This is a genomic window from Novosphingobium mathurense, from assembly GCF_900168325.1.
Lineage (GTDB): Bacteria > Pseudomonadota > Alphaproteobacteria > Sphingomonadales > Sphingomonadaceae > Novosphingobium > Novosphingobium mathurense.
This window is the reverse complement of sequence record NZ_FVZE01000001.1, coordinates 1,084,870-1,105,315: the sequence shown is the minus strand read 5'-3', so window position 1 is coordinate 1,105,315 and position 20,446 is coordinate 1,084,870. Positions and strand designations below refer to the sequence as shown.

General features: G+C 65.0%; 27 protein-coding genes. 7 read left to right on the top strand and 20 right to left on the bottom strand.

Translation table 11 applies throughout. The features are described 5' to 3' along the window. Positions 1 to 41: 41 nt before the first annotated feature. The 4 genes from thiL to hisG are packed head-to-tail and all read right to left on the bottom strand — an operon-like array spanning position 42 to position 3,438. On the bottom strand, positions 42 to 1,010 hold the full coding sequence (thiL, locus tag B5483_RS05310) for a thiamine-phosphate kinase (protein WP_079729665.1): 969 nt from the start codon (positions 1,008 to 1,010) through the stop codon (positions 42 to 44). A gap of 39 nt (positions 1,011 to 1,049) precedes the next feature. After that, positions 1,050 to 1,493, bottom strand: a complete 444-nt coding sequence (nusB, locus tag B5483_RS05305; RefSeq protein WP_007014975.1) for a transcription antitermination factor NusB — start codon at positions 1,491 to 1,493, stop codon at positions 1,050 to 1,052. Then, a complete protein-coding gene (gene hisD / locus B5483_RS05300) occupies positions 1,490 to 2,779 on the bottom strand; it encodes a histidinol dehydrogenase (protein WP_079729664.1) in 1,290 nt (429 codons plus the stop codon). The genes nusB and hisD overlap by 4 nt, the downstream gene beginning before the upstream one ends. Further along, positions 2,779 to 3,438 (bottom strand): ATP phosphoribosyltransferase, encoded by a 660-nt coding sequence (gene hisG, locus B5483_RS05295; protein ID WP_079729663.1) that lies wholly within the window; start codon positions 3,436 to 3,438, stop codon positions 2,779 to 2,781. Before hisG ends, hisD begins: the two co-directional genes overlap by 1 nt. 43 nt (positions 3,439 to 3,481) lie before the next feature. Here hisG and B5483_RS05290 point away from each other — a divergent pair, with 43 nt between their 5' ends. Then, the gene (locus tag B5483_RS05290) at positions 3,482 to 4,552 is read left to right on the top strand and encodes a DUF2332 domain-containing protein (RefSeq protein ID WP_079729662.1); all 1,071 of its coding nucleotides are present in this window, start codon (positions 3,482 to 3,484) and stop codon (positions 4,550 to 4,552) included. Between the two features lie 2 nt (positions 4,553 to 4,554). On the opposite strand, the gene B5483_RS05285 is transcribed toward B5483_RS05290, so the two are convergent. Then, a complete protein-coding gene (locus B5483_RS05285) occupies positions 4,555 to 4,827 on the bottom strand; it encodes a BolA family protein (protein ID WP_176167949.1) in 273 nt (90 codons plus the stop codon). 39 nt (positions 4,828 to 4,866) lie between these two features. Between B5483_RS05285 and B5483_RS05280 the strand changes: the two genes are divergently transcribed. Beyond that, positions 4,867 to 5,457 (top strand): J domain-containing protein, encoded by a 591-nt coding sequence (locus tag B5483_RS05280; protein WP_079729660.1) that lies wholly within the window; start codon positions 4,867 to 4,869, stop codon positions 5,455 to 5,457. 89 nt (positions 5,458 to 5,546) lie between these two features. Here B5483_RS05280 and B5483_RS05275 read toward each other — a convergent pair whose 3' ends face one another. From B5483_RS05275 to B5483_RS05245, 7 genes are all read right to left on the bottom strand, one after another. After that, entirely contained in the window at positions 5,547 to 6,005 is a 459-nt protein-coding gene (locus B5483_RS05275; RefSeq protein ID WP_079729659.1) for an SRPBCC family protein, read from the bottom strand. A 33-nt stretch (positions 6,006 to 6,038) separates the two neighbouring features. Further along, positions 6,039 to 6,692 carry a glutathione S-transferase family protein gene (locus tag B5483_RS05270; protein WP_079729658.1) on the bottom strand — a complete coding sequence of 218 codons (654 nt, stop codon included), beginning with the start codon at positions 6,690 to 6,692 and terminating at the stop codon, positions 6,039 to 6,041. After that, positions 6,689 to 7,075: a VOC family protein gene (locus B5483_RS05265; RefSeq protein WP_079729657.1), complete on the bottom strand. Its 387-nt coding sequence runs from the start codon at positions 7,073 to 7,075 to the stop codon at positions 6,689 to 6,691. Before B5483_RS05265 ends, B5483_RS05270 begins: the two co-directional genes overlap by 4 nt. 70 nt (positions 7,076 to 7,145) lie before the next feature. Then, positions 7,146 to 7,772 carry a glutathione S-transferase family protein gene (locus B5483_RS05260; RefSeq protein WP_079729656.1) on the bottom strand — a complete coding sequence of 209 codons (627 nt, stop codon included), beginning with the start codon at positions 7,770 to 7,772 and terminating at the stop codon, positions 7,146 to 7,148. A 76-nt stretch (positions 7,773 to 7,848) separates the two neighbouring features. Next, entirely contained in the window at positions 7,849 to 8,649 is an 801-nt protein-coding gene (locus B5483_RS05255) for a VOC family protein (RefSeq protein ID WP_176167948.1), read from the bottom strand. Between the two features lie 2 nt (positions 8,650 to 8,651). Next, positions 8,652 to 9,011, bottom strand: a complete 360-nt coding sequence (locus B5483_RS05250; RefSeq protein ID WP_054944741.1) for a DUF1428 domain-containing protein — start codon at positions 9,009 to 9,011, stop codon at positions 8,652 to 8,654. 1 nt (position 9,012) lies between these two features. After that, positions 9,013 to 9,693, bottom strand: coding sequence for a glutathione S-transferase family protein (locus B5483_RS05245; RefSeq protein WP_054944740.1), 681 nt, complete (start codon positions 9,691 to 9,693; stop codon positions 9,013 to 9,015). Positions 9,694 to 9,808: 115 nt separating this feature from the next. On the opposite strand from B5483_RS05245, the gene B5483_RS05240 reads away from it, so the two are divergent. Together B5483_RS05240 and cobS are read left to right on the top strand one after the other, a co-directional pair. Beyond that, on the top strand, positions 9,809 to 10,528 hold the full coding sequence (locus B5483_RS05240; RefSeq protein ID WP_079729654.1) for a winged helix-turn-helix transcriptional regulator: 720 nt from the start codon (positions 9,809 to 9,811) through the stop codon (positions 10,526 to 10,528). Between the two features lie 111 nt (positions 10,529 to 10,639). Next, entirely contained in the window at positions 10,640 to 11,632 is a 993-nt protein-coding gene (gene cobS / locus B5483_RS05235; protein ID WP_079729653.1) for a cobaltochelatase subunit CobS, read from the top strand. A gap of 25 nt (positions 11,633 to 11,657) precedes the next feature. On the opposite strand, the gene B5483_RS05230 is transcribed toward cobS, so the two are convergent. From B5483_RS05230 to fmt, 3 genes are read right to left on the bottom strand one after another with little or no spacing between them, the layout of a single operon-like run. Continuing rightward, a complete protein-coding gene (locus B5483_RS05230) occupies positions 11,658 to 12,770 on the bottom strand; it encodes a zinc-binding dehydrogenase (RefSeq protein ID WP_079729652.1) in 1,113 nt (370 codons plus the stop codon). 1 nt (position 12,771) lies between these two features. Beyond that, complete coding sequence (gene truA, locus B5483_RS05225; protein WP_054944736.1) at positions 12,772 to 13,518, bottom strand: tRNA pseudouridine(38-40) synthase TruA; 747 nt, start codon at positions 13,516 to 13,518, stop codon at positions 12,772 to 12,774. Between the two features lie 4 nt (positions 13,519 to 13,522). Continuing rightward, positions 13,523 to 14,431, bottom strand: a complete 909-nt coding sequence (gene fmt, locus B5483_RS05220) for a methionyl-tRNA formyltransferase (protein ID WP_079729651.1) — start codon at positions 14,429 to 14,431, stop codon at positions 13,523 to 13,525. A 114-nt stretch (positions 14,432 to 14,545) separates the two neighbouring features. On the opposite strand from fmt, the gene recR reads away from it, so the two are divergent. The 3 genes from recR (at position 14,546) to B5483_RS05205 (ending at position 17,445) form a co-directional block, all read left to right on the top strand. After that, the gene (gene recR / locus B5483_RS05215) at positions 14,546 to 15,142 is read left to right on the top strand and encodes a recombination mediator RecR (RefSeq protein ID WP_054944734.1); all 597 of its coding nucleotides are present in this window, start codon (positions 14,546 to 14,548) and stop codon (positions 15,140 to 15,142) included. Between the two features lie 74 nt (positions 15,143 to 15,216). Further along, positions 15,217 to 15,786, top strand: a complete 570-nt coding sequence (gene def / locus B5483_RS05210; protein ID WP_054944733.1) for a peptide deformylase — start codon at positions 15,217 to 15,219, stop codon at positions 15,784 to 15,786. 111 nt (positions 15,787 to 15,897) lie between these two features. Beyond that, positions 15,898 to 17,445, top strand: a complete 1,548-nt coding sequence (locus tag B5483_RS05205) for a DNA recombination protein RmuC (protein ID WP_079729650.1) — start codon at positions 15,898 to 15,900, stop codon at positions 17,443 to 17,445. Between the two features lie 3 nt (positions 17,446 to 17,448). Here the strand turns inward: B5483_RS05205 and B5483_RS05200 are convergent, their stop codons facing one another. From B5483_RS05200 to rapZ, 5 genes are read right to left on the bottom strand one after another with little or no spacing between them, the layout of a single operon-like run. Next, positions 17,449 to 17,859, bottom strand: coding sequence for an META domain-containing protein (locus tag B5483_RS05200; RefSeq protein WP_054944731.1), 411 nt, complete (start codon positions 17,857 to 17,859; stop codon positions 17,449 to 17,451). A 48-nt stretch (positions 17,860 to 17,907) separates the two neighbouring features. Then, positions 17,908 to 18,717: a TrmH family RNA methyltransferase gene (locus B5483_RS05195; RefSeq protein WP_079729649.1), complete on the bottom strand. Its 810-nt coding sequence runs from the start codon at positions 18,715 to 18,717 to the stop codon at positions 17,908 to 17,910. A 5-nt stretch (positions 18,718 to 18,722) separates the two neighbouring features. Continuing rightward, positions 18,723 to 19,001: an HPr family phosphocarrier protein gene (locus tag B5483_RS05190; protein WP_007014997.1), complete on the bottom strand. Its 279-nt coding sequence runs from the start codon at positions 18,999 to 19,001 to the stop codon at positions 18,723 to 18,725. Then, complete coding sequence (locus tag B5483_RS05185; RefSeq protein WP_007014998.1) at positions 18,998 to 19,402, bottom strand: PTS sugar transporter subunit IIA; 405 nt, start codon at positions 19,400 to 19,402, stop codon at positions 18,998 to 19,000. Before B5483_RS05185 ends, B5483_RS05190 begins: the two co-directional genes overlap by 4 nt. A gap of 48 nt (positions 19,403 to 19,450) precedes the next feature. Then, positions 19,451 to 20,389, bottom strand: a complete 939-nt coding sequence (gene rapZ / locus B5483_RS05180; RefSeq protein ID WP_079729648.1) for an RNase adapter RapZ — start codon at positions 20,387 to 20,389, stop codon at positions 19,451 to 19,453. Between the last annotated feature and the right edge of the window lie 57 nt (positions 20,390 to 20,446).

Here is a 20,446-nt window from a genome sequence, read left to right as displayed (position 1 = left end):
TCGCTTGCGGACTGTTCATCGACTTGCAGCGGGCCGGAATGTCAGTGCTGGTAGCCGAGACGATCGGGCAGGGGGACTGGCTGGTCGTCGTGCATGAGCGTCAGTCCATCGCCTTTCACGACGATGCCCACCGCGTTCACCTCGCAGCCCAGGCCCGCTGCCAGTTCGCGAATTCGGGCCGTTCTTTCCGGCGGTGCGGTGAACAGCAGGCAGTAGTCGTCCCCGGCCGTGACCGCGGCGAGACGGGCCGCGCGGTCCTGTCCGGAGGTTTCGCGCAAGGCCCGCGAGAGCGGTACGCTTTCGAGGCCCAGCACAATCCGCGCCGCGCTGGCATCGGCCATGCGCCGCGCATCGACGAGCAGGCCGTCGGAAATGTCCATCATCGCATTGACCATCGAGGCAAGCGCCATGCCCAGCGCGGGGACGGGAGCGGGGCGGCGGTAACGTTCGCCCAGCCAGCGTGCATGCTCGGGAACGACCGCGTCGCTCTTGAGCGTCCCGTTCAGAACTGCGAGGCCCAGACCTGAATCGCCGATCGTACCGCTGACCCACACCCGGTCGCCCGGCTGCGCGCCCGAACGCGAGGGAACCGGGCAGTCACGGGGCCCACGTCCCAGGGCGGTCAGCGAGAAACTGCGCGGCGCGCCTTCGGGCATGCGCACCGTGTCGCCGCCAAGCAGGGGAATTGCGAAATGTTCGGCAGCGGCCTTGAGACCGGCAAGGAACGCAGTGTCCCAGCCATCTTCGCCAAGTGCATGGGAAAATAGGCAGCCAAGTGGCTCTGCGCCTTTCGCGGCAAGGTCTGAAACGTTGACGGCGACCAGCTTCCACGCGACGTCGGCCGGCGGATCGTCGGGCAGGAAATGCACCGAATCGACCATGGTGTCCATGGTCAGGACCAGTCTTTCTCCGCCGATTTCGATGACGGCAGCATCGTCGTCGAGCCCGCGCGCGGCCGGATCGGTGGCAATCGCGCGCAGCGCTTCGATGAAGGCAAATTCGCTTGTCACGCCAGAAGCATGGCGATGATCGGCGATCCTGTCGAGGGTTCAGCGAACCGCCTTGGCCACCGAATCGAGCACGCCGTTGACGAACTTTGCCTCGCGCGCCTCGAAAAAGGCATGGGCGACATCGACGTATTCGCTTATCGCGGCGCCGGTCGGCACGTCGGCGCGGGCCATCAGCTCCCATGCGCCGCAGCGCAGGATCTGGAGCATGGTCTTGTCGAGGCGGGCGAGCGACCAGCCTTCGGCCAGCTTGCCGGTGAGGATCTCGTCGATCTCGTCGCGGCGGGCGATCACACCCTTCACGACGTCGTCGAAGAAGGCGGTCTCGGCCTTGGCGTACTGGTCCTCGTCGATTTCCATGCCAAGGCGATGGCGGTGGAATTCGTCGAGCAGCGAAGCCTGCGGAGTCGCCTCCATGTCATGCTGGTAGAGTGCCTGCACCGCGGCGAGGCGGGCGGCGGCACGGGCTTTGTTACGGGCGGTCATTGGCCAAGCCTTACTTGAATCGAGCGCGCATGCGCAGGGAGCCCTTCCGCATCGGCAAGGGCGACGGCGGCGGGGCCAATGGCCTCGAGCGCCGCCAGGTCGAGCTGGATGAAGCTGGTACGCTTCATGAAATCGAGGACCGATAGGCCCGAAGAGAATCGTGCGCGCCGTCCGGTGGGCAGTACGTGATTGGGCCCGGCGACATAATCGCCGACCGCTTCGGGCGTCATGCGGCCGAGGAATACGGAACCGGCATGGCGGATCTGCTTCATCAGTGCCTCGGGATCGTCGGTGGCGATCTCGACGTGTTCGGCGGCCAGCGCGTTGGCGAGTGCAGGTGCCTCGTCGAAGCTGCCTACGACGACGATCACGCCGTTGTCGCTCCAACTGGTGCGGGCGGTCTGCTCGGTCGCGAGCGCCGCCAGTTCGGTTTCGACTGCCGCAGCGACGGCATCGGCGAAGGCAGTGTCGTCGGTAATCAGGATCGACTGCGAGGTCGGGTCGTGCTCGGCCTGGCTCAGCAGGTCGGCGGCGATCCGGCGCGGTTCGTTCTTTGCGTCGGCAATCACGAGGATTTCGCTCGGCCCTGCGACCATGTCGATGCCGACGACGCCGTAAAGCTGGCGCTTGGCTTCGGCGACCCAGGCATTGCCCGGGCCGGTGATCACGTCGACAGGGGCGATCCGCTCCGTGCCATAGGCCAGCGCGCCAACGGCATGGGCGCCGCCCACCCGCCAGACTTCGTCCACGCCGGCAAGATGCGCGGCGGCGAGCACCAGCGCGTTGACTTCACCCTTGGGCGTGGGCGTGACGACGACCAGACGCTCGACACCCGCGACCTTGGCGGGGATCGCGTTCATCAGCATCGAGGAAGGATAGGCCGCGCGTCCACCGGGAACGTAGAGGCCTGCGGCATCGACCGCGCGCCAGGTTGCACCAAGGCGCACGCCGGCCGCGTCGGTATAGTCGCGATCTTCGGGAAGCTGGGCCTCGTGATAGGCGCGGATGCGGGTCGCAGCCAGTTCGAGCGCTTCGCGCAGCTCCGGCTTGAGCGCTTCGAAGGCCTGACGGCAGGTTTCGGCATCGACCTGCCAGCCGCTCTGGTTCAGATCGTGACCGTCGAAGCGCTGCGTGTAGTCGGCCAGCGCGCCGTCGCCACGTTCGCGCACGGCTGCGAGGATATCGGCGACATCCTTTGCGACGTCGACCGCACTTTCGCGGCGGTCGGCCACGACGCGCCGGAAGGCCTCGGCGAAGCCTTCATCGCTTGTCGAAAGGCGCAGCATCAGGCGGCAGCCCCGGCGTCTTCGGCAACGAGGGCGCGGAAACGCTCGACCAGTGCGGCGACACGCTCGTCGGTCTTCAGGGCAGCACGGTTGACGATCAGGCGCGCGGAGATGTCAAGGATGCGGCTGGTTTCGACCAGGCCGTTTTCCTTGAGGGTACGTCCCGTTGAGACGAGATCGACGATGCGGCTCGACAGTCCCAGCGTCGGGGCGAGTTCCATTGCGCCGTTCAGCTTCACGACCTCGGCCTGCACGCCCAGCTTCTCGAAGTGGCGGCGGGTGAGATTCGGGTACTTGCTGGCAATCCGCAGGTGCGAGGGCAGCGGTCCGCCGACCTTTTCGGCCATCTCGGCGACCGAGAGGCGGCAATGACCGATGTCGAGATCGACCGGGGCGTAGAGGTCGGAATAGTTGAATTCCTCGACCACGTCGGAGCCGACGATGCCAACCTGCGCGGCGCCGTGTGCGACGAAGGTGGCGACGTCGAAAGCGCGCACGCGGATGAGGCGCATGTCACTGCCTTCGCAGGCGAAAGAAAGCGCGCGCGACTTCTTGTCGTGGAACTCCGCATCGGGCACCACACCGGCGCGCGCCATCAGCGGCAACGCCTCGTCGAGGATACGGCCCTTGGGCACGGCAAATGTCAGCGGATTTGGCATAGGGCGCGCATTTAGGCGCGGTAGCGGCAAAGGGCAACACGCGATGGAGGGTGAAAACGGCGCGATCATGGACATTGCCGATGTCGAGCGGGCGATCCGCTGGCAGGCGGAGCATTGTATGCGCAATGGCGCGCCGTGCACCGGGCGCTTGCTTCTGGGCTTTCTGGCGCTGCTCGGCACCGATCTCGCGGTGGCCGGGCGCATGCGTGAATGGGAAGGGCTCTCGCTCGAGGATGCCATGCCGCTGCGGCTTGCCGGGGGATTTCACAACCTCCACCTGACCGGCGCCGAAATGCGCCTTGGCCCGGTCTATCGTGGCGAAACCACGGTTCAGGGCGAGGTGGATGCGATCGTGCTGGCAGTGGCGCAGGACCACGATGCGCAGCTCTTGCCCTGGTTCGATGGTCCTCCGCAGACCAACGAAGCAGGGCGATCGGCGGGCGTCATGGGCGCGCTGCTGTGGCTTTCGGATCGGATCGGACCGCGCTTTGCGCTCATGGAGCTGGGATCGAGCGCGGGCATCAACACGATGCTTGACCGCTTTTCGTTCGATCTGGGCGGAGTGAGGGTGGGCGGTCGCACTTCGCCGATGCACATTGCGCCCGAATGGCGCGGCGCAATGCCGCCACAGGCCGATGTCGAAATCACCTCGATCCGCGGCTGCGACATTGCCCCGATCGACCTGACCGATCCCGTGCAGGCGCTGCGCCTCAAGAGCTACGTCTGGGCGGAGATGCACGAAAGGCTGGAGCGGATCGATGCGGCGCAGGCACTCGCTGTCGAGCGCAAGCCCTCGGTCGAGCGCGCCGATGCCGCCGATTTCGTGACCCGCATGCTGGCCGCGCCGCAGGACGCAGGGGTCGCGCGGGTGCTGTTCCATACCATCGTCTGGCAGTATCTGCCGCCCGTATCGCGCACCCTGATCGAGCAGGTCATGGAGCGGGCAGGGAAGGAAGCGAGCGCCGAGCGGCCACTGGCCTGGATCAGGGTGGAGACCAACCGCCGGACCTTCCGCCACGAGATTCGCGTGCGGCACTGGCCCGGCGGTGGCGAGGAGGCCCTGCTGGGCGAGGTCCATGCGCATGGCGCATGGGTGGAGTGGTTCCCCGCCTAGGTTTATTCGCCCGGCGCGCGGGCCTTGATCGCCAGCGCATGGACACGTTGACCCGGGATATCGCCCAGCGCCGCATTGACGAGGCGCTGGCGCTGCAGGCGCGAAGCGCCTGCGAACCTTTCGCTCTCGATCAGGATCGTGAAGTGCGATTCGCCGCTGCCATCATCGCCCAGATGACCGCTGTGACTGGCGGAATCGTTGATGATTTCCAGCTGTGTGGGGGCAAAGGCCGCTGTGAGCAGTTGCCGCATTTCCTGTGCTATCGATCCGTTCATGTCTTCCATTTAGGCGCATCTGAGTCCATCTTGAAGCGGGTGAAGTACAGCAGATTTCATGGAAGACACGAAACCGCGGGTCGCGAATGCAGCTGGCCCGGGTGCGAGCAGTCAGGCGAATTCCGGGCTCCGGGGGCACGGCCCTCCGGCTTCGACGGGCCCGGAGACTACCGCTGGTTCTGCCTCGAACACGTGCGGCAATTCAACGCGGGCTACGACTACTTCGAGGGCATGGAGGCGGAGGAAATCCTGCGCGCCCAGTCTCCCTTGCACGGCTGGGAAACCCATACCCGCGCCTTCCGGCCCGACGCCGGGGTGGACGGCGTGCCGCGCTGGGCCGACTTTGCCGATCCGCTCGAGGCGATCAGCGGCAGGGCCCGCGCGCACGTGCGGCGCCGTCAGGCAGGCATGGGCCCGCAGAACCACCGTTTCACGCCGGACGAACGGCGCGCGCTCGACGTGCTCGGGCTGGACGCGGAAATCGACCGCAGAGGCCTGCGCCAACGCTACACGAGCTTGCTGCGCAAGTACCATCCCGACCATAACGGCGGTGATCGCGGTCACGAGGCGCGTCTTCAGGTCGTGGTAGAGGCCTATCAGCTGCTGCGCCGGGCGGCCGCTTTCGCGTAAGGGCAATCAGGCCACGACCATCCCGCCATCCCTGCGAAGGCGGGCGTTTCGACGGCCTGCCACTGGAACGCGAAAGAGCGGGCTCGGGGTTAACCGGCCTCCGCTTCGCAGATCTCGGCGAGTTGTGCCGCGCAGGCATTCCAGCCGTCGACAAAGCCCATTTCCTCGTGACTGCGGCGGGTTTCCTCGCTCCAGTGTCGGGCCTTGGCGGTATAGCGGGTACCGTCCGCTTCGGGCGCGATTTCCCATATGCCGATCATGAAGGGGCCGGCCGGCTCGAAATCGCCGACGACGGCATCGGTCGTTACGAAGCGGCGGCCCTCGTCATAGGCGAGGTAGATGCCGTCCTGCGGAGCGACTTCGCCGCCCGGGCCGTACATGGTCATGCGGCACGCGCCACCGGGGCGGCGGTCCTGCTCGTCCACTTCCGCGCGCCAGGGCCTGGGGCACCACCATTCTTCCTGCCGTTCGGCCATGACTTCCCAGACCTTGGCAGGAGTCGCGGCTATGAATCGGGTCACCGAAAGCTCATGGGACGCATCGGACATCGATTTCTCTCCTCGTGGAATTGGCGTGGCGCCTCAGTCGCGGTCGGGCGCGCCGAGCGGGAAGAATGCGCGGTAGGGCCGGGCGGCCTCGACGCATTGGGCGACCGGGGGCAGGGCCAGCAGGTGCGCGCGCCAGCGCTTGAGCCGGGACATGCCATCGGCAATGGGATGGACCCAGTCGGCGTAGAACAGCGAAGGCGCTGCAGCACATTCGATCAGCGTTACGCCTTCAGGCAATTCGTAGGAGCGGAGCCAGGCTTCCAGCCAGCCATAAGTCCGGTCCAGCCGTCCGCGCTGTTCGGCCACGCGCGTCATGTCCGGGTTCCCGGGCGCGCGCAGGTGTTCGTCGACCACGGCCTGCATCGGGGTCATGACGTAATTGTCGAACACGCGGTCCATCATCCGCACCCGCGCCGCTTCTGCAGCATCGAAGGGTAACAGGCCCGCATCGGGCGCGTGATGCAGGGAAAGATGCTCGACGATCGAAGTCGCCTCGAAGATGCGCGTCGTGCCGTCGACAAGGACCGGAAACTTGCCGAGTGGCCCCGTCGTCTGCACGACCTCTCCATTCTCGGGATGGTCGGGGTCGACGATACGGAAATCGAATGCGATACCTGCCGCTTGAAGTGCGATCAGGGCTTTCCAGGTGTAGGATGAAAAAGGATGGCCGTAGAGCGCGAGAGTCATGCCTCTGCCCCACTGTATGGGGCAGTCAGGGCCTCGAGGTCATGGCCGTCAGGCCCCTCGAAATAGACGCCCCGGCCGCCGAACCGGTGATTGATCTGCCCGGGCTGTTGCTGGCCGGGATCGGCCCAGAAACGGATGCCCCTGTCCTTGATGCGGGCGAAGATGGCGTCGAACTCATCATCGCTGACGAGGAAAGCATAGTGCTGCGGCGCGATCGGGCCCTGTCGGTCTGCAAAGTCCAGCGAAACGCCGTTGCCAAGCTCAAGGACGCGAAAGCGCCCGAAGCTGCCGGGTTCTGGCAGTCCGAGAATTTCCGCGACGAACTGTGCCGAGCGATCCTTGTCCGAAGACCAGACGATCGTGTGGTTCAGTTCGATGCCCATGCTTCTGCTCCGCCGCGCGCGTCCCTTTCGGCTGCGCTTTCGTTCCGGAGGCAGATGCTGCTGCGGACAGTCACTTCCTCATCTCCGCTATCAGGGCGCTGTCGACGGCCTTGGCTTCCTTGTAGGCCCGGCGCGACTGGACCCGTTCGGCATATGCGACGAAGGCGGTACGGGGCGGCATGACGCCGAAGTTGAGGCCCCAGTCGACCGAACTGCCGACATAGACGTCCGCCATCGTGAAGCGGTCGCCGCAAACCCAGCGAACGTTGTCCAGGTGCGCTTCGAGTGCGTCCATGGTGCGATCGAAGCTGCCCCAACCGGCCATCGCTTCCTGCTCGGGCGCGGGTTCGAACTTGAGGCTGCGCGAAGTGATCGCCTGCTCCACCGGCCCCGAGGCAAAGAAGGTCCAGCGGTAGTAGTCTGCCATCTCCGAATCGTTGGGCAGCAGGCCCGCCTCGGGATGCATCTCGGCGAGATAGAGGCAGATCGCCGCAGCCTCCGTTACTACCCTGTCGCCGTCCTCGGCGTGATGGATCAGGGTCGGCACCTTGCCCATCGGGTTGGCGATGAGAAATTCGGCTTGCTTGTCCTTCCAGTCGACAAGGACCTGTTCGTAGTCCGCACCCACTTCGTGCAGGGCCCAGCGGGCAATCTGTCCGCGCGACATCGGGTTGGTGAAGAAGGTATAATCGGCCACTGTCCGGACTCCTCAAGACGCCAAGGCTAAGGCGGAACATGCGTAGAACACGTGTCCCGCGTCAATGCCTATTCGCTCATTCGCCCTTGGGTCCGACCAGACCGAACGGGGCGCCTTGCGGATCGAGCCCGACCACGATCCAGTCCCCGCCCGGAACCTCGTGCGGCCCCATGATGATCTGTCCTCCGCCATCCTCGACCCGCTGCTTTGCGGCAAGCAGGGACGGTACCCCGAAATAGAACAGCCACAGGGCAGGCTGCTGCGGGTTCATCTGCGGCATGATCGCGCCCAGCGTAACGCCGTGATGGTCGATGAAGCAGTAATCGCCCATTTCGCCCATCGACATCCGCTCGTTGAAGGCGAAGCCGAAATGGCGGGCGTAGAAGTCCATCGAAGCGGGCTGGTCGGGGCTGGCCAGCTCGTTCCAGCGTACGTGTTGGCTTTCGGTCACGGAGAAGACGTCGCTGGCGGCATCGGGCTTATCTGCAGGCGGGATCGGGTCCATGAGATAGATCGGGATGCCCTGCGGATCGGTAACCATGGCGATGCGGCCTACCGGCAGGTCGGTCGCCGGCATCATCACTTTGCCGCCTTCCGCTTCGATCGCGGCCACTTCGCGGTCCACATCGGGTGCGTGCAGGTAGGGCAACCACGTGGGCCGCGCGCCGCCTGCGACCATTTCGTCGGTTAGCTTGAGCATCCCGCCCGCATTGCCGCCGTCAGAACGCACGAGCATGCGGTAATCCATGCCGCCGGTCTGCTCAGCCGTGCCCGGCGTGACCGTCCAGCCGACGATGGAGCCGTAGAACCGGGCGGCCGCATCGGGATCGGTTGTTATCAGTTCGTACCAGATGAAGCTTCCTGCCGGGTTGGTCATGGTCATGCTCCCATGTCGACGACAGGCGTGAAGCCGCCGAAGATCATCCGCGCCCCGTCGAAGGGGACGGGATTGCTCCCCATGTCCATGCGTGGATCGGCCATGACGGCTTCCATGCCCTTGTCCCGCGTGGCCTTGTCGGGCCACTCGATCCAGCTGAAGACGACCGCCTCGTCATCCCTGGCTGCAACGCTGCGGTAAAAGTCGGTCTGCTTTCCGTGCGGAACGTCTTCTGCCCAGCATTCGACCACGCGGCTGGCGCCCTTTTCGACGAACAGCGCGTCGAATTCCTCGGCATGGGCGATGAAGCTGGCCTTGTTCGCGGTCGGTACTGCGATCACGAATCCTTCGACGTAGGTCATGTCAGGCTCCTGCGGTTTCGGCCGGCGCATGGGCATCGAAGGTGGCCAGTTGTGCCTTGAGCGCAGCCTGGAACGCGGGGCGCGCCGTGGCCCGTTCGACATAGGCGGTGAGCGTGGCGCGGTCCTTGAGCTGTCCGCGTCCGGCCAGTTCGCGCAGGGCCGTGACCAAGGCGATATCGGCTATGGAAAACTCGCCGGCGATCCAGCCGTCCTGCGGCACCCGCGCTTCGAGCCGGTCGAGCCGCTTGCCTACGGTTTCGAGCAGAGAGGGGCGGCGCAGCGGTGCCCAGTCCGACTTTGCGGAAAAGACCTCGACGTTGCTCAACTCGAACAACATCGGCTCGATGCTGTTGAGCGCCGCGAATAGCCAGGAAAGTGTCGATGCGCGCTCTTGCCCGCCTCCGGGCAGCAGGCCGCCGCCTGTTTCGGCGAGGTGGATCAGGATCGCCCCGCTTTCGAACTGGCAGATTTCGCCGTGGCGCAAGTAGGGGACCTGGCCCCAGGGCTGATCGTCGTAATACCACTCGGGTCGCTTCATTGCGCTGATCAGTCGCTCGCGATAGGGCAGGCCCAGTTCCTCGCAGGCCCAGCGCGGGCGCAAGTCGCGCACGAAGCCCTTGGCGAAGGGAGGAACCCAGTCGAAGGCAGTGATCTCGATTTCGGCATCAGGGCGAATCGGCATCCGTACTCTCCTGTCTGTGGACGAACGGCGGGGGGCAGTCCGTGTTTGCTTGCGATGCGCATTGGGGCGAATCGAGCTTGCGCGAGGGTGTCCTTGCAGGTTACAAAAAGCAACTATGAAGTTACAAAAAGATACCAAGGGGTCGGAATCTGCGGTGAGCAGTGGCGAGGGCCCGCATGGGCGCTGGTATGGCGATGCCTGCGGGGCGGCCTTCGCGATGGAACTGCTCGGCGAGCGTTGGTCGCTGCTGATCGTGCGCGAGATGATGCTGGGCGCCCGCCGCTTCAGCGAACTGCGGCAGGCGCTGCCGAACCTCAGCGCCAAGGTCCTGACCGAGCGGCTGGAAACGCTGCAGGCGAACGGAATCGTCGCCCGTTCGTTCCGCAAGCCGCCGATTTCCGCGCAAGTCTACGGCCTGACCGACTGGGGTCGGGCGCTAGAGCCGGTGCTGCAGGAACTCGGCCGCTGGGCCGTGCGCTCGCCTATGCACGATCACACGCTGCCGCTGACGCCGGTTGCGCTGATGCTATCGATGCGCACGATGATCGTTCCGGCCCGGGCGAGCGGTTTGGAGCTGTGGATTGCCTTCGACATCGGTGAGCAGCACTTCGCGGGACGGCTGCGCGAAGGCGATTTGGCGATTCACCCGATAGGGGAGGGCATGACTTCGCCCGACTTGCGCTTCACCGCGCCCGCGGCCAGCGATTTCCTGCCCGTCTTCTACGGCAAGCGAAGCGCTGCCGAAGCCGGGGGCAGACTGAAGATCGATGGCGATCCGGCGATGGTCCAGCGTTTCATCGATCTCTTCGCCTTGCCGCCCAAGTGCGAGGGCTGATGCGCAGCGGGATGGCGGGGCGGCCTGCCTCCCGCAAGTCACAGGTCCACCGCTTCGAACCCTTAAAGCTTATTGCGGTGCAGCGTCCGGTCCTTTAGGCGAGGTCACGCAATGACTGACTCCGCGAACATCAAGACCGACCGCCGCGATTCCACGCTGCTTGCCGCTCCCGATATCGAGATCGACGTCCGCGAGACGTTCGGCATCGACATCGACATGAAGGTGCCTGCCTTCTCCAAGGCGGATGAGCGCGTGCCCGATCTCGACGAGACATACGTCTTCGATCCGGACACCACGCTGGCGATCCTTGCCGGCTTTGCCTACAACCGGCGCGTCATGGTGCAGGGCTACCACGGCACCGGCAAGTCGACCCACATCGAACAGGTCGCGGCACGCCTCAACTGGCCGTGCATCCGCATCAACCTCGACGCGCACATCAGCCGTATCGACCTGATCGGCCGCGACGCGATCGTCCTGCGCGACGGATTGCAGGTCACCGAGTTCCGCGAGGGCCTGTTGCCCTGGGCATTGCAGCACCCGGTCGCGCTGGTCTTCGACGAGTACGACGCAGGCCGTCCGGACGTCATGTTCGTGATCCAGCGCATTCTCGAAACCGAGGGCAAGCTGACCCTTCTCGACCAGAACCGCGTGATCCGCCCGGACCGCAATTTCCGCCTTTTCGCGACGGCCAACACCGTGGGTCTGGGTGATACCTCGGGCCTCTATCACGGCACCCAGCAGATCAACCAGGGCCAGATGGACCGCTGGAATATGGTCGTCGGCCTCAACTACCTGCCCGAGGACATCGAGGTGGACATCGTCCACAAGAAGGTCCCGAGCATGGACGTGAAGACCATCTCCGACATGGTGAAGGTCGCCGATTTCTCGCGCCAGGGTTTCATGAACGGCGATATCTCGACCGTGATGAGCCCGCGCTCTGTGATCACCTGGGCCCAGAACGCCGAGATCTTCAAGGACGTGGGCTTCGCGTTCCGTCTCACCTTCCTCAACAAGTGCGACGAGACCGAACGCGTGATGGTGGCCGAGTACTACCAGCGTGTCTTCGGCACCGAACTTCCCGAAAGCGTCGTGGGCAAGGTCTGACCCTGCCCACGACAGGCCTGCCCGATCAGCCGTTGGGCAGGATCAGGAACTTCTGTCCGGTCCGCCGCGCCGCATAGCGGCACACCGCTTCGCGCGTGAGCATGTCGTCGAGAGCGATGCGGTCGCTGAAGTGGCTGGCGAAAGTCGTGCCGAGGCCCTTCATCACGCGGGCGCGCATGCGCCCGGCCACTTGAGGCCCGACCTTGGCGAGGAAATTGGTCAGCAGCCAACCCGCAAGCTCCCACGAAAGGCCGATGTTCCCGGCGATCGTGGTCGGGCCGGTATCCAGCTTTCCGTAAATGAAGACCTTCTTGAACTCGGACGAACCATAGCGGTTGAAGGCCATGTCCCTTGTCGCGTCCATTTCCATCGCATTGAGCATGGCGCTGGCCGTCGTGCCGCCGCCGATGGGATCGAAGCCGAGGCGCGCGCCGGTTGCGGAAACCGCGGCTACGAGCCGGGACATGAAGTCGGGCTCGGACGAGTTGACGATGTACTTCGCGCCAAGGTCCTGGAGCAGCTTTACCTGCGCTTCGCTGCGCACGATGTTGACGAGGTCGATCCCGTCCTCCTGGCAGATGCGCACCAGCATCTGGCCCAGGTTCGATGCCGCCGCGGCATGGATCAGGGCGGTGAAGCCTTCGGCCTTCATCGTTTCCACGAAGCCCAGCGCTGTCATCGGATTGACGAAGCTGGAGGCCGCCTGCTCGGCGCTGATCCCATCGTCGAGGGCAATCGCCATCGCGGCGTCGCAGTAGGCGTAGCTGGCATAGGCCGTGCCCGGAACGCAGGCGACGCGCTTGCCCATCAGCGCTTGGGCCGCCGGGTCGTCACCGGCAGCGACAACCGTGCCGGCGCCTTCGCTGCCTGCGGGCAGGTCGAGGCCATGGCGGGCGCTCGCGACCCTGGTGTACCCCTCAGGCATCTGCGCGACGAGCTTTCCGGGTGAGTAAGTCGCGTTTTCGAGATCCGCGGCTACGAAGAGCAGGGCAAGGTCCGAAGGGTTGACCGGGGATGCCTCCATACGAACGAGCACCTGGCGTCCTTTCGGCGCATCCCAGGTCCGCTCGTTCAACTGAACGGTCAGCGTGCCGTCAGCATCGAGCCTCGTGGTGAGTTCCTTGCCGGCAAAGCTCATGTCATTCTCCAGGGTATACGGCCCTCACGAAGTAGAGGCCGTCGGGGGGGGCATTCAATCCGAGCGCCTGGCGGTCGCGCGCTTCCAGTGCTTCGCGCACCTGCTCCTCGCGCCAGCGGCCCATCCCGACCATGGCAAGGCAGCCGACCATCGAGCGCACCTGATGGTGCAGGAAGCTGCGCGCCTCGGCCTCGATCAGCACATGCTCGCCTTCGCGTCTTACGTCGAGGCGGTCGAGCGTCTTGAGCGGGCTTTGCGCCTGGCAATGGACCGAGCGGAAGGTGGTAAAGTCATGGCGCCCGACAAGGAACTGTGCGGCGCGATGCATCGCCTGTGCGTCGAGCGGCTTGGCAACTTGCCAGGCCTTGCCGCGTTCGAGCGTGAGCGGCGCGCGGCGATTGACGATGCGATAGACATAGGCGCGCCCGATACACGAAAAGCGGGCGTGCCAGTCGTCGGGCACTTCCTCGCAGGCAGTCACGGCGATGGGATCGGGGCGCAGTTTGGCGTTGATCGCCTCCATCAGCCGGAACGGCGTGAAGGGCTTCTCGATCTCGACATGGGCCTGCATCGCCAGCGCGTGAACGCCGGCGTCGGTGCGCCCGGCAGCATGCATGATCGCGGTTTCGCCGGTGATTGCGTGGACGGCGTCCTCGACGCTTTGCTGTACCGAGGGGCCATGGGCCTGACGCTGCAGGCCCATGAACGGGCCGCCGTCGAATTCGAGGGTGAGGGCGTAGCGCGTCATCGAGTCAGGCGATCAAGGTTCCGGCCGGAACCGGGCGGCCGCGCAGCAGGTCTGCGGTATCCATGGCGGGTTTGCCGGCGCGCTGGATGCGGGTGACCCGGATCGCGCCCGAACCGCAGGCGATCGTCAGGGCGTCGTCGAGCACGCTGCCGGGCTCACCCGATCCTGCGACGACTTGTGCCGCAAGAACCTTGTAGCGCTCGCCCTCCAGTTCGAAGAAAGCGCCGGGGGCGGGCTGGAAGGCGCGAACCTGCCGCTCCACCTGCTCGGCTTCGGCGGTGAAATCGAGGCGGGCCTCGGTCTTGTCGATCTTCCTGGCATAAGTCACGCCGTCTTCGGGCTGGGTAACAGGGCGATGATTGTCGAGTTGGCGCAAGGTGCCGACCATGAGCTGCGCGCCCTTGTTGGCCAGTTCCTCGGTCAGTTCGCCTGCGGTCTTGCTGTCGATGGTCGTGCGCAAGGTCGCCAGCATCGGCCCGGTATCGAGCCCGGCTTCCATCTGCATGATCGTCACGCCCGTTGTCGGATCACCGGCCAGTATGGCCCGCTGGATCGGCGCGGCGCCGCGCCAGCGCGGCAGGATCGAGGCATGGATGTTGAGGCAGCCCTTGCGGGGGGCATCGAGTATCGCCTGTGGCAGCAGCAAGCCGTAAGCGGCGACGATGGCGACGTCGGCCTCTAGCGCGGCGAAGACGGCCTGTTCGTGCGCGCCTTTCAGCGAGACCGGATGGCGCACCTCGATTTCGCGCACCTCGGCCTCCTTGTGGACCGGTGAGGGGGTCAGTTCCTTGCCGCGACGGCCACCGGGGCGCGGCGGCTGGGTGTAGACGGCGACGACATCATGCCCGGCTTCCACCAGCGCGACGAGCGCCGGTACAGCGAACTGAGGCGTTCCCATGAAGATGATGCGCAATTCGATTCTCCGCTCGCCTGAGGCCCGAACCTGTCGAAGAGTCGAAGGGCGCGATTGCGCATAAGACATGGTCGTGCTTCGACAAGCTCTGCCCGAGCGGTTAGGGAATTGGTCATGGCATCGCAAGAGATCGAGACGCTTACTGCCGCCTTGTCGCGGCTGCCCGGGCTGGGCCCGCGTTCGGCGCGCCGTGCGGTTCTCTGGCTGATCAAGCGGCGCGAGACGTCGCTGATCCAGTTGCTCGAGGCGCTTTCCGCCGTGCGCGATACGCTGGTGGAGTGCGATACCTGCGGCAATATCGACACCGCCAATCCCTGCGGGATCTGTGCCGATCCGCGCCGCGATGCCCGTTCGATCTGCGTCGTCGAGGAAGTCGCCGACTTGTGGGCGCTCGATCGTGCGCGGCTGTTCACCGGCAAGTACCATGTCCTCGGCGGCCGCCTTTCCGCGCTCGACGGAGTGCGTCCGGAAGACCTGACGATAGACCGCCTGCTGGTGCGAGTCGCGCAAGGGCAGGTCGACGAGGTGGTGCTGGCGATGAATGCCACGCTCGAAGGCCAGACGACCGCGCATTACATTGCCGAGCGGCTGGAAGACTATCCGGTGCGCATCACCCAGCTTGCCCATGGGCTTCCCGTGGGCGGTGAGCTGGACTATCTGGACGAGGGTACGCTGGCCCAGGCGATCCGGGCGCGTCGGCCGGTGGGCTGAGAAATCGCCGCCCCGCGCATTTCCCGCGCATCGCCAATATTGCGAAAAACGCGCTTCGCGCTTATTTGCGATACATGGCTATTCGCGAAATCCTAGAAGTTCCCGACCCGCGCCTGAAGCAGGTCTCCGCGCCCGTCGAAAAGTTCGACGACGAGCTCAAGACGCTCGTCGATGACATGTTCGAGACGATGTACGATGCCCCGGGCATCGGCCTTGCCGCCATCCAGGTCGGTGTGCCGCTGCGTGTGCTCGTCATCGATCTTCAGCCCGATGATCCCGACGCCGAGCCGGAAGTCTGCACTGCCCACGGCGGCCATGCCCACACGCATCAGCCGACGAAGCGCGAACCGCGGGTCTTCATCAACCCGGAAATCCTCGATCCTTCCGAAGAGCATTCGGTCTATCAGGAAGGCTGCCTCTCGGTCCCCGAGATCTACGCCGAGGTCGAGCGTCCTTCGCGCATCCGCGCGCGCTGGCAGGACCTTGAGGGCAATGTCCACGAAGAGGACATGGATGACCTCATGGCCACCTGCCTCCAGCATGAGATGGACCACCTCGAAGGCATCCTGTTCATCGACCACCTCTCGCGCCTGAAGCGCCAGATGGTCCTCAAGAAGCTCGACAAGCTGCGCAAGGCAGCCTGATCGCTGCGGAGCGGCCCGGGTACAGGGCCGCTCCCACACCCTGATGTCAATCCTGTCGATAGTTCGCCGGAAGGTCTGGCGTTCCTGAAACGTTCCGGATAACCTGCCGGAATGGAAGGGATCATTTTCGCTATCGTCGCCCTCGTCATCGGACTGGGGCTGGGCTGGTTCTTCGGATCGCGGACCGGTGCGCAGTGGCGCAGCCAGTTCGAGACGCGCGACCGCGAGGCGCGTGAGCTGGACGAGAAGTTCCGCGCCGCGATTCGCGATCTGGCGAGCGCCGAAGAGCGCGCCAGTCGCGCCGATGCGCTGGGCGAAGCGCTTGAGCGGACGCGCAATGAACAAGCCGAACGCATCGAACAGCTGCGCGCCGAGGCCGGTGCTGGGCTGGATCGCGTCCGCAGTGAAGCGACCGCCACGCTCGACAAGGTCCGCTCGGACAATGCAGCGCTTGTCGACGGCTTGCGCCGCGAGCAGCGCGAACTGGCCTCCGAACTGGCGACCCTGCGCGAGAAGACAGCCAATTTCGACGAGCAGAAGCGCCTGCTGCTCCAAGCGCAGGAAGCCTTGCGCAAGGAATTCGAGAATGCCGGGGCCAAGGTCCTCGAAGGCGCGCAGGAAGCGTTCCTGCGCCGCGCCGGAGCCCGCTTCGAGGAAAGCGAGAAAGCCAATGCCGAGCGCATCCGTTCGCTGCTGGAACCGGTCGGTGCCCGCCTGAGGAGCTACGAGGAGCAGGTGCAGGTGCTCGAGGCCAAGCGGGTCGATTCGTTCGGCCAGCTCACCGGCCTGATCCAGTCGATGCGTGAGGGGCAGGAGAAAGTGCGCGAGGAAGCCGCAAGGCTCGGCAATTCGCTGCGCAATGCCCCCAAGGCCCGCGGGCGCTGGGGCGAGCAACAGCTGCGCAACGTGCTGGAACAGTGCGGGCTGTCCGAACACACCGATTTCATTACCGAGCATTCGATCGAGACCGAGGATGGGCGCTTGCGCCCCGATGCCATCGTCAACATCCCCGGTCACAAGAAGCTGGTGATCGACGCCAAGGTCTCGCTCAATGCCTATCAGGAGGCCTTCGAAGCGCAGGACGACATCGCGCGCGAAGGCGCGCTGCGCCAGCACGTCGCCTCGATGCGGGGCCACGTCCAGACGCTCGGCGCGAAGAGCTACCAGAGCCAGTTCGAGGATGCGCCGGATTATGTCGTGATGTTCGTGCCGGGTGAGCACTTCGTGGCGGCTGCGCTCGAATACGATCCGGAGCTTTGGGACTTCGCCTTCCGCAACCGCGTGCTGCTGGCAACGCCGACCAACCTCGTCGCGATTGCCCGCACCGTCGCACAGGTCTGGCGCCAGGACGGTCTTGCCCGCGAGGCGCGTGAGATCGGGCGCATGGGCGGCGAGCTCTACGATCGCCTCGCCGTCGCGGCCGAGCACATGAAGCGCGTGGGGGCGGGGCTGGAAAGTGCGGTCAACAACTACAACAAGTTCGTCGGCAGCTTCGAACGCAATGTGCTCTCCTCGGGCAAACGCCTGCGCGACAAGCACATCGAGATCGGCAAGCGCGAGATCGAGGATGTGCCGCAGGTGGAATCCATGCCGCGCTATGGTGTCGATTCGCTTGAGGACGATTCCGAGACGCCGGCGCTTCCGGCCGCGGCCGGTTAGGCACTACTTCGCAGTCTGGAGGTCGCGGACCAGTTCGGCGGTGTGACCGCTGGACTGGATGATCATGCGATCGTCGTCTACCGCAAGGCGCGGGGTGGCGACGAGGAGAGCGATCACCGCCTTTTCCTGTCCCCAGACAGGCTTGCTGCACGGAACTTCCGACTGGTTCAGCGAGGCGGCGACGAGGCGGTCATCCTCGACGTGCCAGCGGCCCTCCATGAGGTTGCAGCCGATCTGGACGCGAATTTTGCTGCCCAGAAATACGAGGTCTGCCGCGTCGGTGGACGGTCGCTTCCCGTCGATCAGCGCAAAGCGCCAGGCGCTCCCCTTGAGCTGGACGTCGGCCTTGGGACCAGTACCGCAGGACGCGGCGCCGAGAGACAAGGCCAGAATGAGTGCGGAACGAAGTAGCATCGTCGCAGCACCTTAACGGCCTTTGATGATGGCAGGATGAACCTGTTCTCAGGACCTGTCCAGATGCGCCAGTGCTTCATAGGCAAGAACTGCACCGGCAACCGCGGCATTGAGGCTGTCGGCCCGGCCACGCATCGGGATGGTCACGCGCAGGTCGCATGCATTCTCGTATTCGCGCGGTAGCCCCTGCGACTCGTTGCCGACCATGAGGAAGCACGGCGCGGCGTAAGGCGCCTCGCGATAATCGGTTGGATCGCGCAGCGATGCGGCGACGAGTTGGCCTTCGTCCTCGCGCAGCCATGCGATGAATTCGTCCCAGCGCGCGATGGCGAGCTTCTGCGTGAAGATTGCGCCCATGCTGGCACGCACGGCCTCCACCGAGAACGGGTCGGCGCAATCGTCGATCAGGATCAGGCCGCCTGCGCCGACTGCATCGCCGGTACGCAGCATCGTGCCGAGATTGCCCGGATCGCGCAGCGCCTGCGCGACCAGCCAGATCGGCGCGGCGCGGCGGTCGACATTGGCGATGCGCGTGTCGAATTCGGCGAAGACTCCGGCGACGGCCTGCGGATTGTCCTTGCCGGTGACCTTTGCGAGGATATCGACGTCCATCTCGACGATCTCGCCGCCCGCTGCGGCCACGGCGTCTTCAAGCGCGTCGAGCAGCGGGTGCGGATCGCGGCCGGTCGCCATGACCAGCATCTCGGGCACGATCCCGCATTCGCGCGCATCGGTCAGCAGGCGCAATCCTTCGGCAAGGAAGCGCTTTTCCCGCTTGCGGTGCTTTTTCTCGCGCAGCGAGCGCAGGAACTTGACCAGCGGGTTGGAAAATCCGGTAATCGTGCGGCGCGTGGCCACTGGCTTCAATCCTCGCCGAAGCCGTCCCTGACGAGCGAGGCGAGCGTCGAGAGCGCACCTTCGGCACCTTCGCCGGAACAGGCAATTTCGATGGTGTCGCCCTTGGCGGCCCCGAGCATCATCAGGCCGAGGATCGATCCGCCCGAAGCTTCCGAACCGTCCTTGATGACGGTGACGGTGACCGAACCGGGCAGGTCGGCGACGTGGTTCACAAATTTGGCGCTGGCGCGTGCGTGGAGCCCACGCTTGTTGACGATGAGCACCGACTCACGGCAATCGATCATGCATCCTGTCCCAGGTATTCCGAAGCTATTGTTATGTAATTGCGTCCGGCATCGCGCGCAGCGGCCACGGCATCGCGCACCGGCATGCAGGCGCGCGCCTTGGCGAGGCGGATGAGCATGGGCAGGTTGATACCGGCGATCACTTCGACCTTGCCTGCCTGCATCAGCGAAATGGCGAGGTTCGATGGCGTGCCGCCGAACAGGTCGGTCAGGATGATGACGCCTTCACCGCTGTCGACCGCCTTGATCGCGTCGGCAATCTCCCCGCGGCGCTTTTCCATGTCGTCATTGGGACCGATACAGATGGTCTCCACCGCCGGCTGATCGCCGACGACGTGTTCCATGGCGTGAACAAACTCCTCGGCGAGATTGCCGTGAGTGACCAGAATCATACCGATCATGCGGGAAGAGCGCTCCGAAATACCTGCATTCGCCCTTGGGTTTTCCAGTTATCCTTCACGCCGCAGACCTCCTTCCAGAAGATCGGCTGCTCGCGAGCCCAAGTTGCGGTGCAGCAATGTGGGGGAAAATCCATTCTGACGCAAGGCCGCAGCTAACTGTTCGGCAACGAATACTGAACGATGTCTCCCTCCGGTACATCCAAAGGCTATGTGGGCGTACGCCTTCCCTTGCGCCGCGTAACGCGGCAGCAACAAAAGGACGAGATCGCGAATCCGGTTGAATGCCTCGTCGAACGCGGGGTCCTTGCGGATGTACTCGCCCACGGGTTGATCCTGCCCGGTCATCGGCCGCAGATCGGTGTCCCAATGCGGATTGTTGAGGAAGCGCATGTCGAAGACGAGGTCGGCGACAGGTGGCATCCCGCGCGAAAATCCGAAGCTGGAGACGGTCACCGTCAGTTCGTTCGGTGCGCTCGAGGCGAACTGTTCGCGAATCGTGCGCTGCAAGTCGTTCGAGCTGAAATCGGTGGTATCGAGCAGGATGTCGGCCCAGCGACGCAGCGGGGTCAGCAGTTCGCGCTCGGCCCGGATTCCGGTCGAAGCCGGGGCGTCCGAAGCCAGCGGATGGCGCCGCCGCGTTTCGTTGTAGCGACGCTCCAGTTCCCGGCCCGAGCAATCGAGGAACAGCGTCGTAAGTTCGATCGTGCCGCTTTTGCCCAGGGTCTGGACCTGGCGAATGATCCGCTGCGGATCGAATCCACGGGTGCGGCTGTCGAAGCCGATGGCGAGCGGCGTGCCGTGGCCGTCTCCGGGAGAGGTCTCGATCAGGCCCTTGAGCAGGCGGATCGGGAAGTTGTCGATGATTTCCCAGCCAAGGTCTTCGAGCACGCGCAGGGCTGTCGTCTTGCCGGCACCCAGCATGCCGGTAACCAGGAGTACGCGCTGTTTTGCGACCTCGGGAGCTTCTTTGCCGGACTCGACTGTCATCTGCGGCTGTTTGCGCCCGATGACCGGGAAATGAAAGGGGGCGTGGCGCGATCCTGT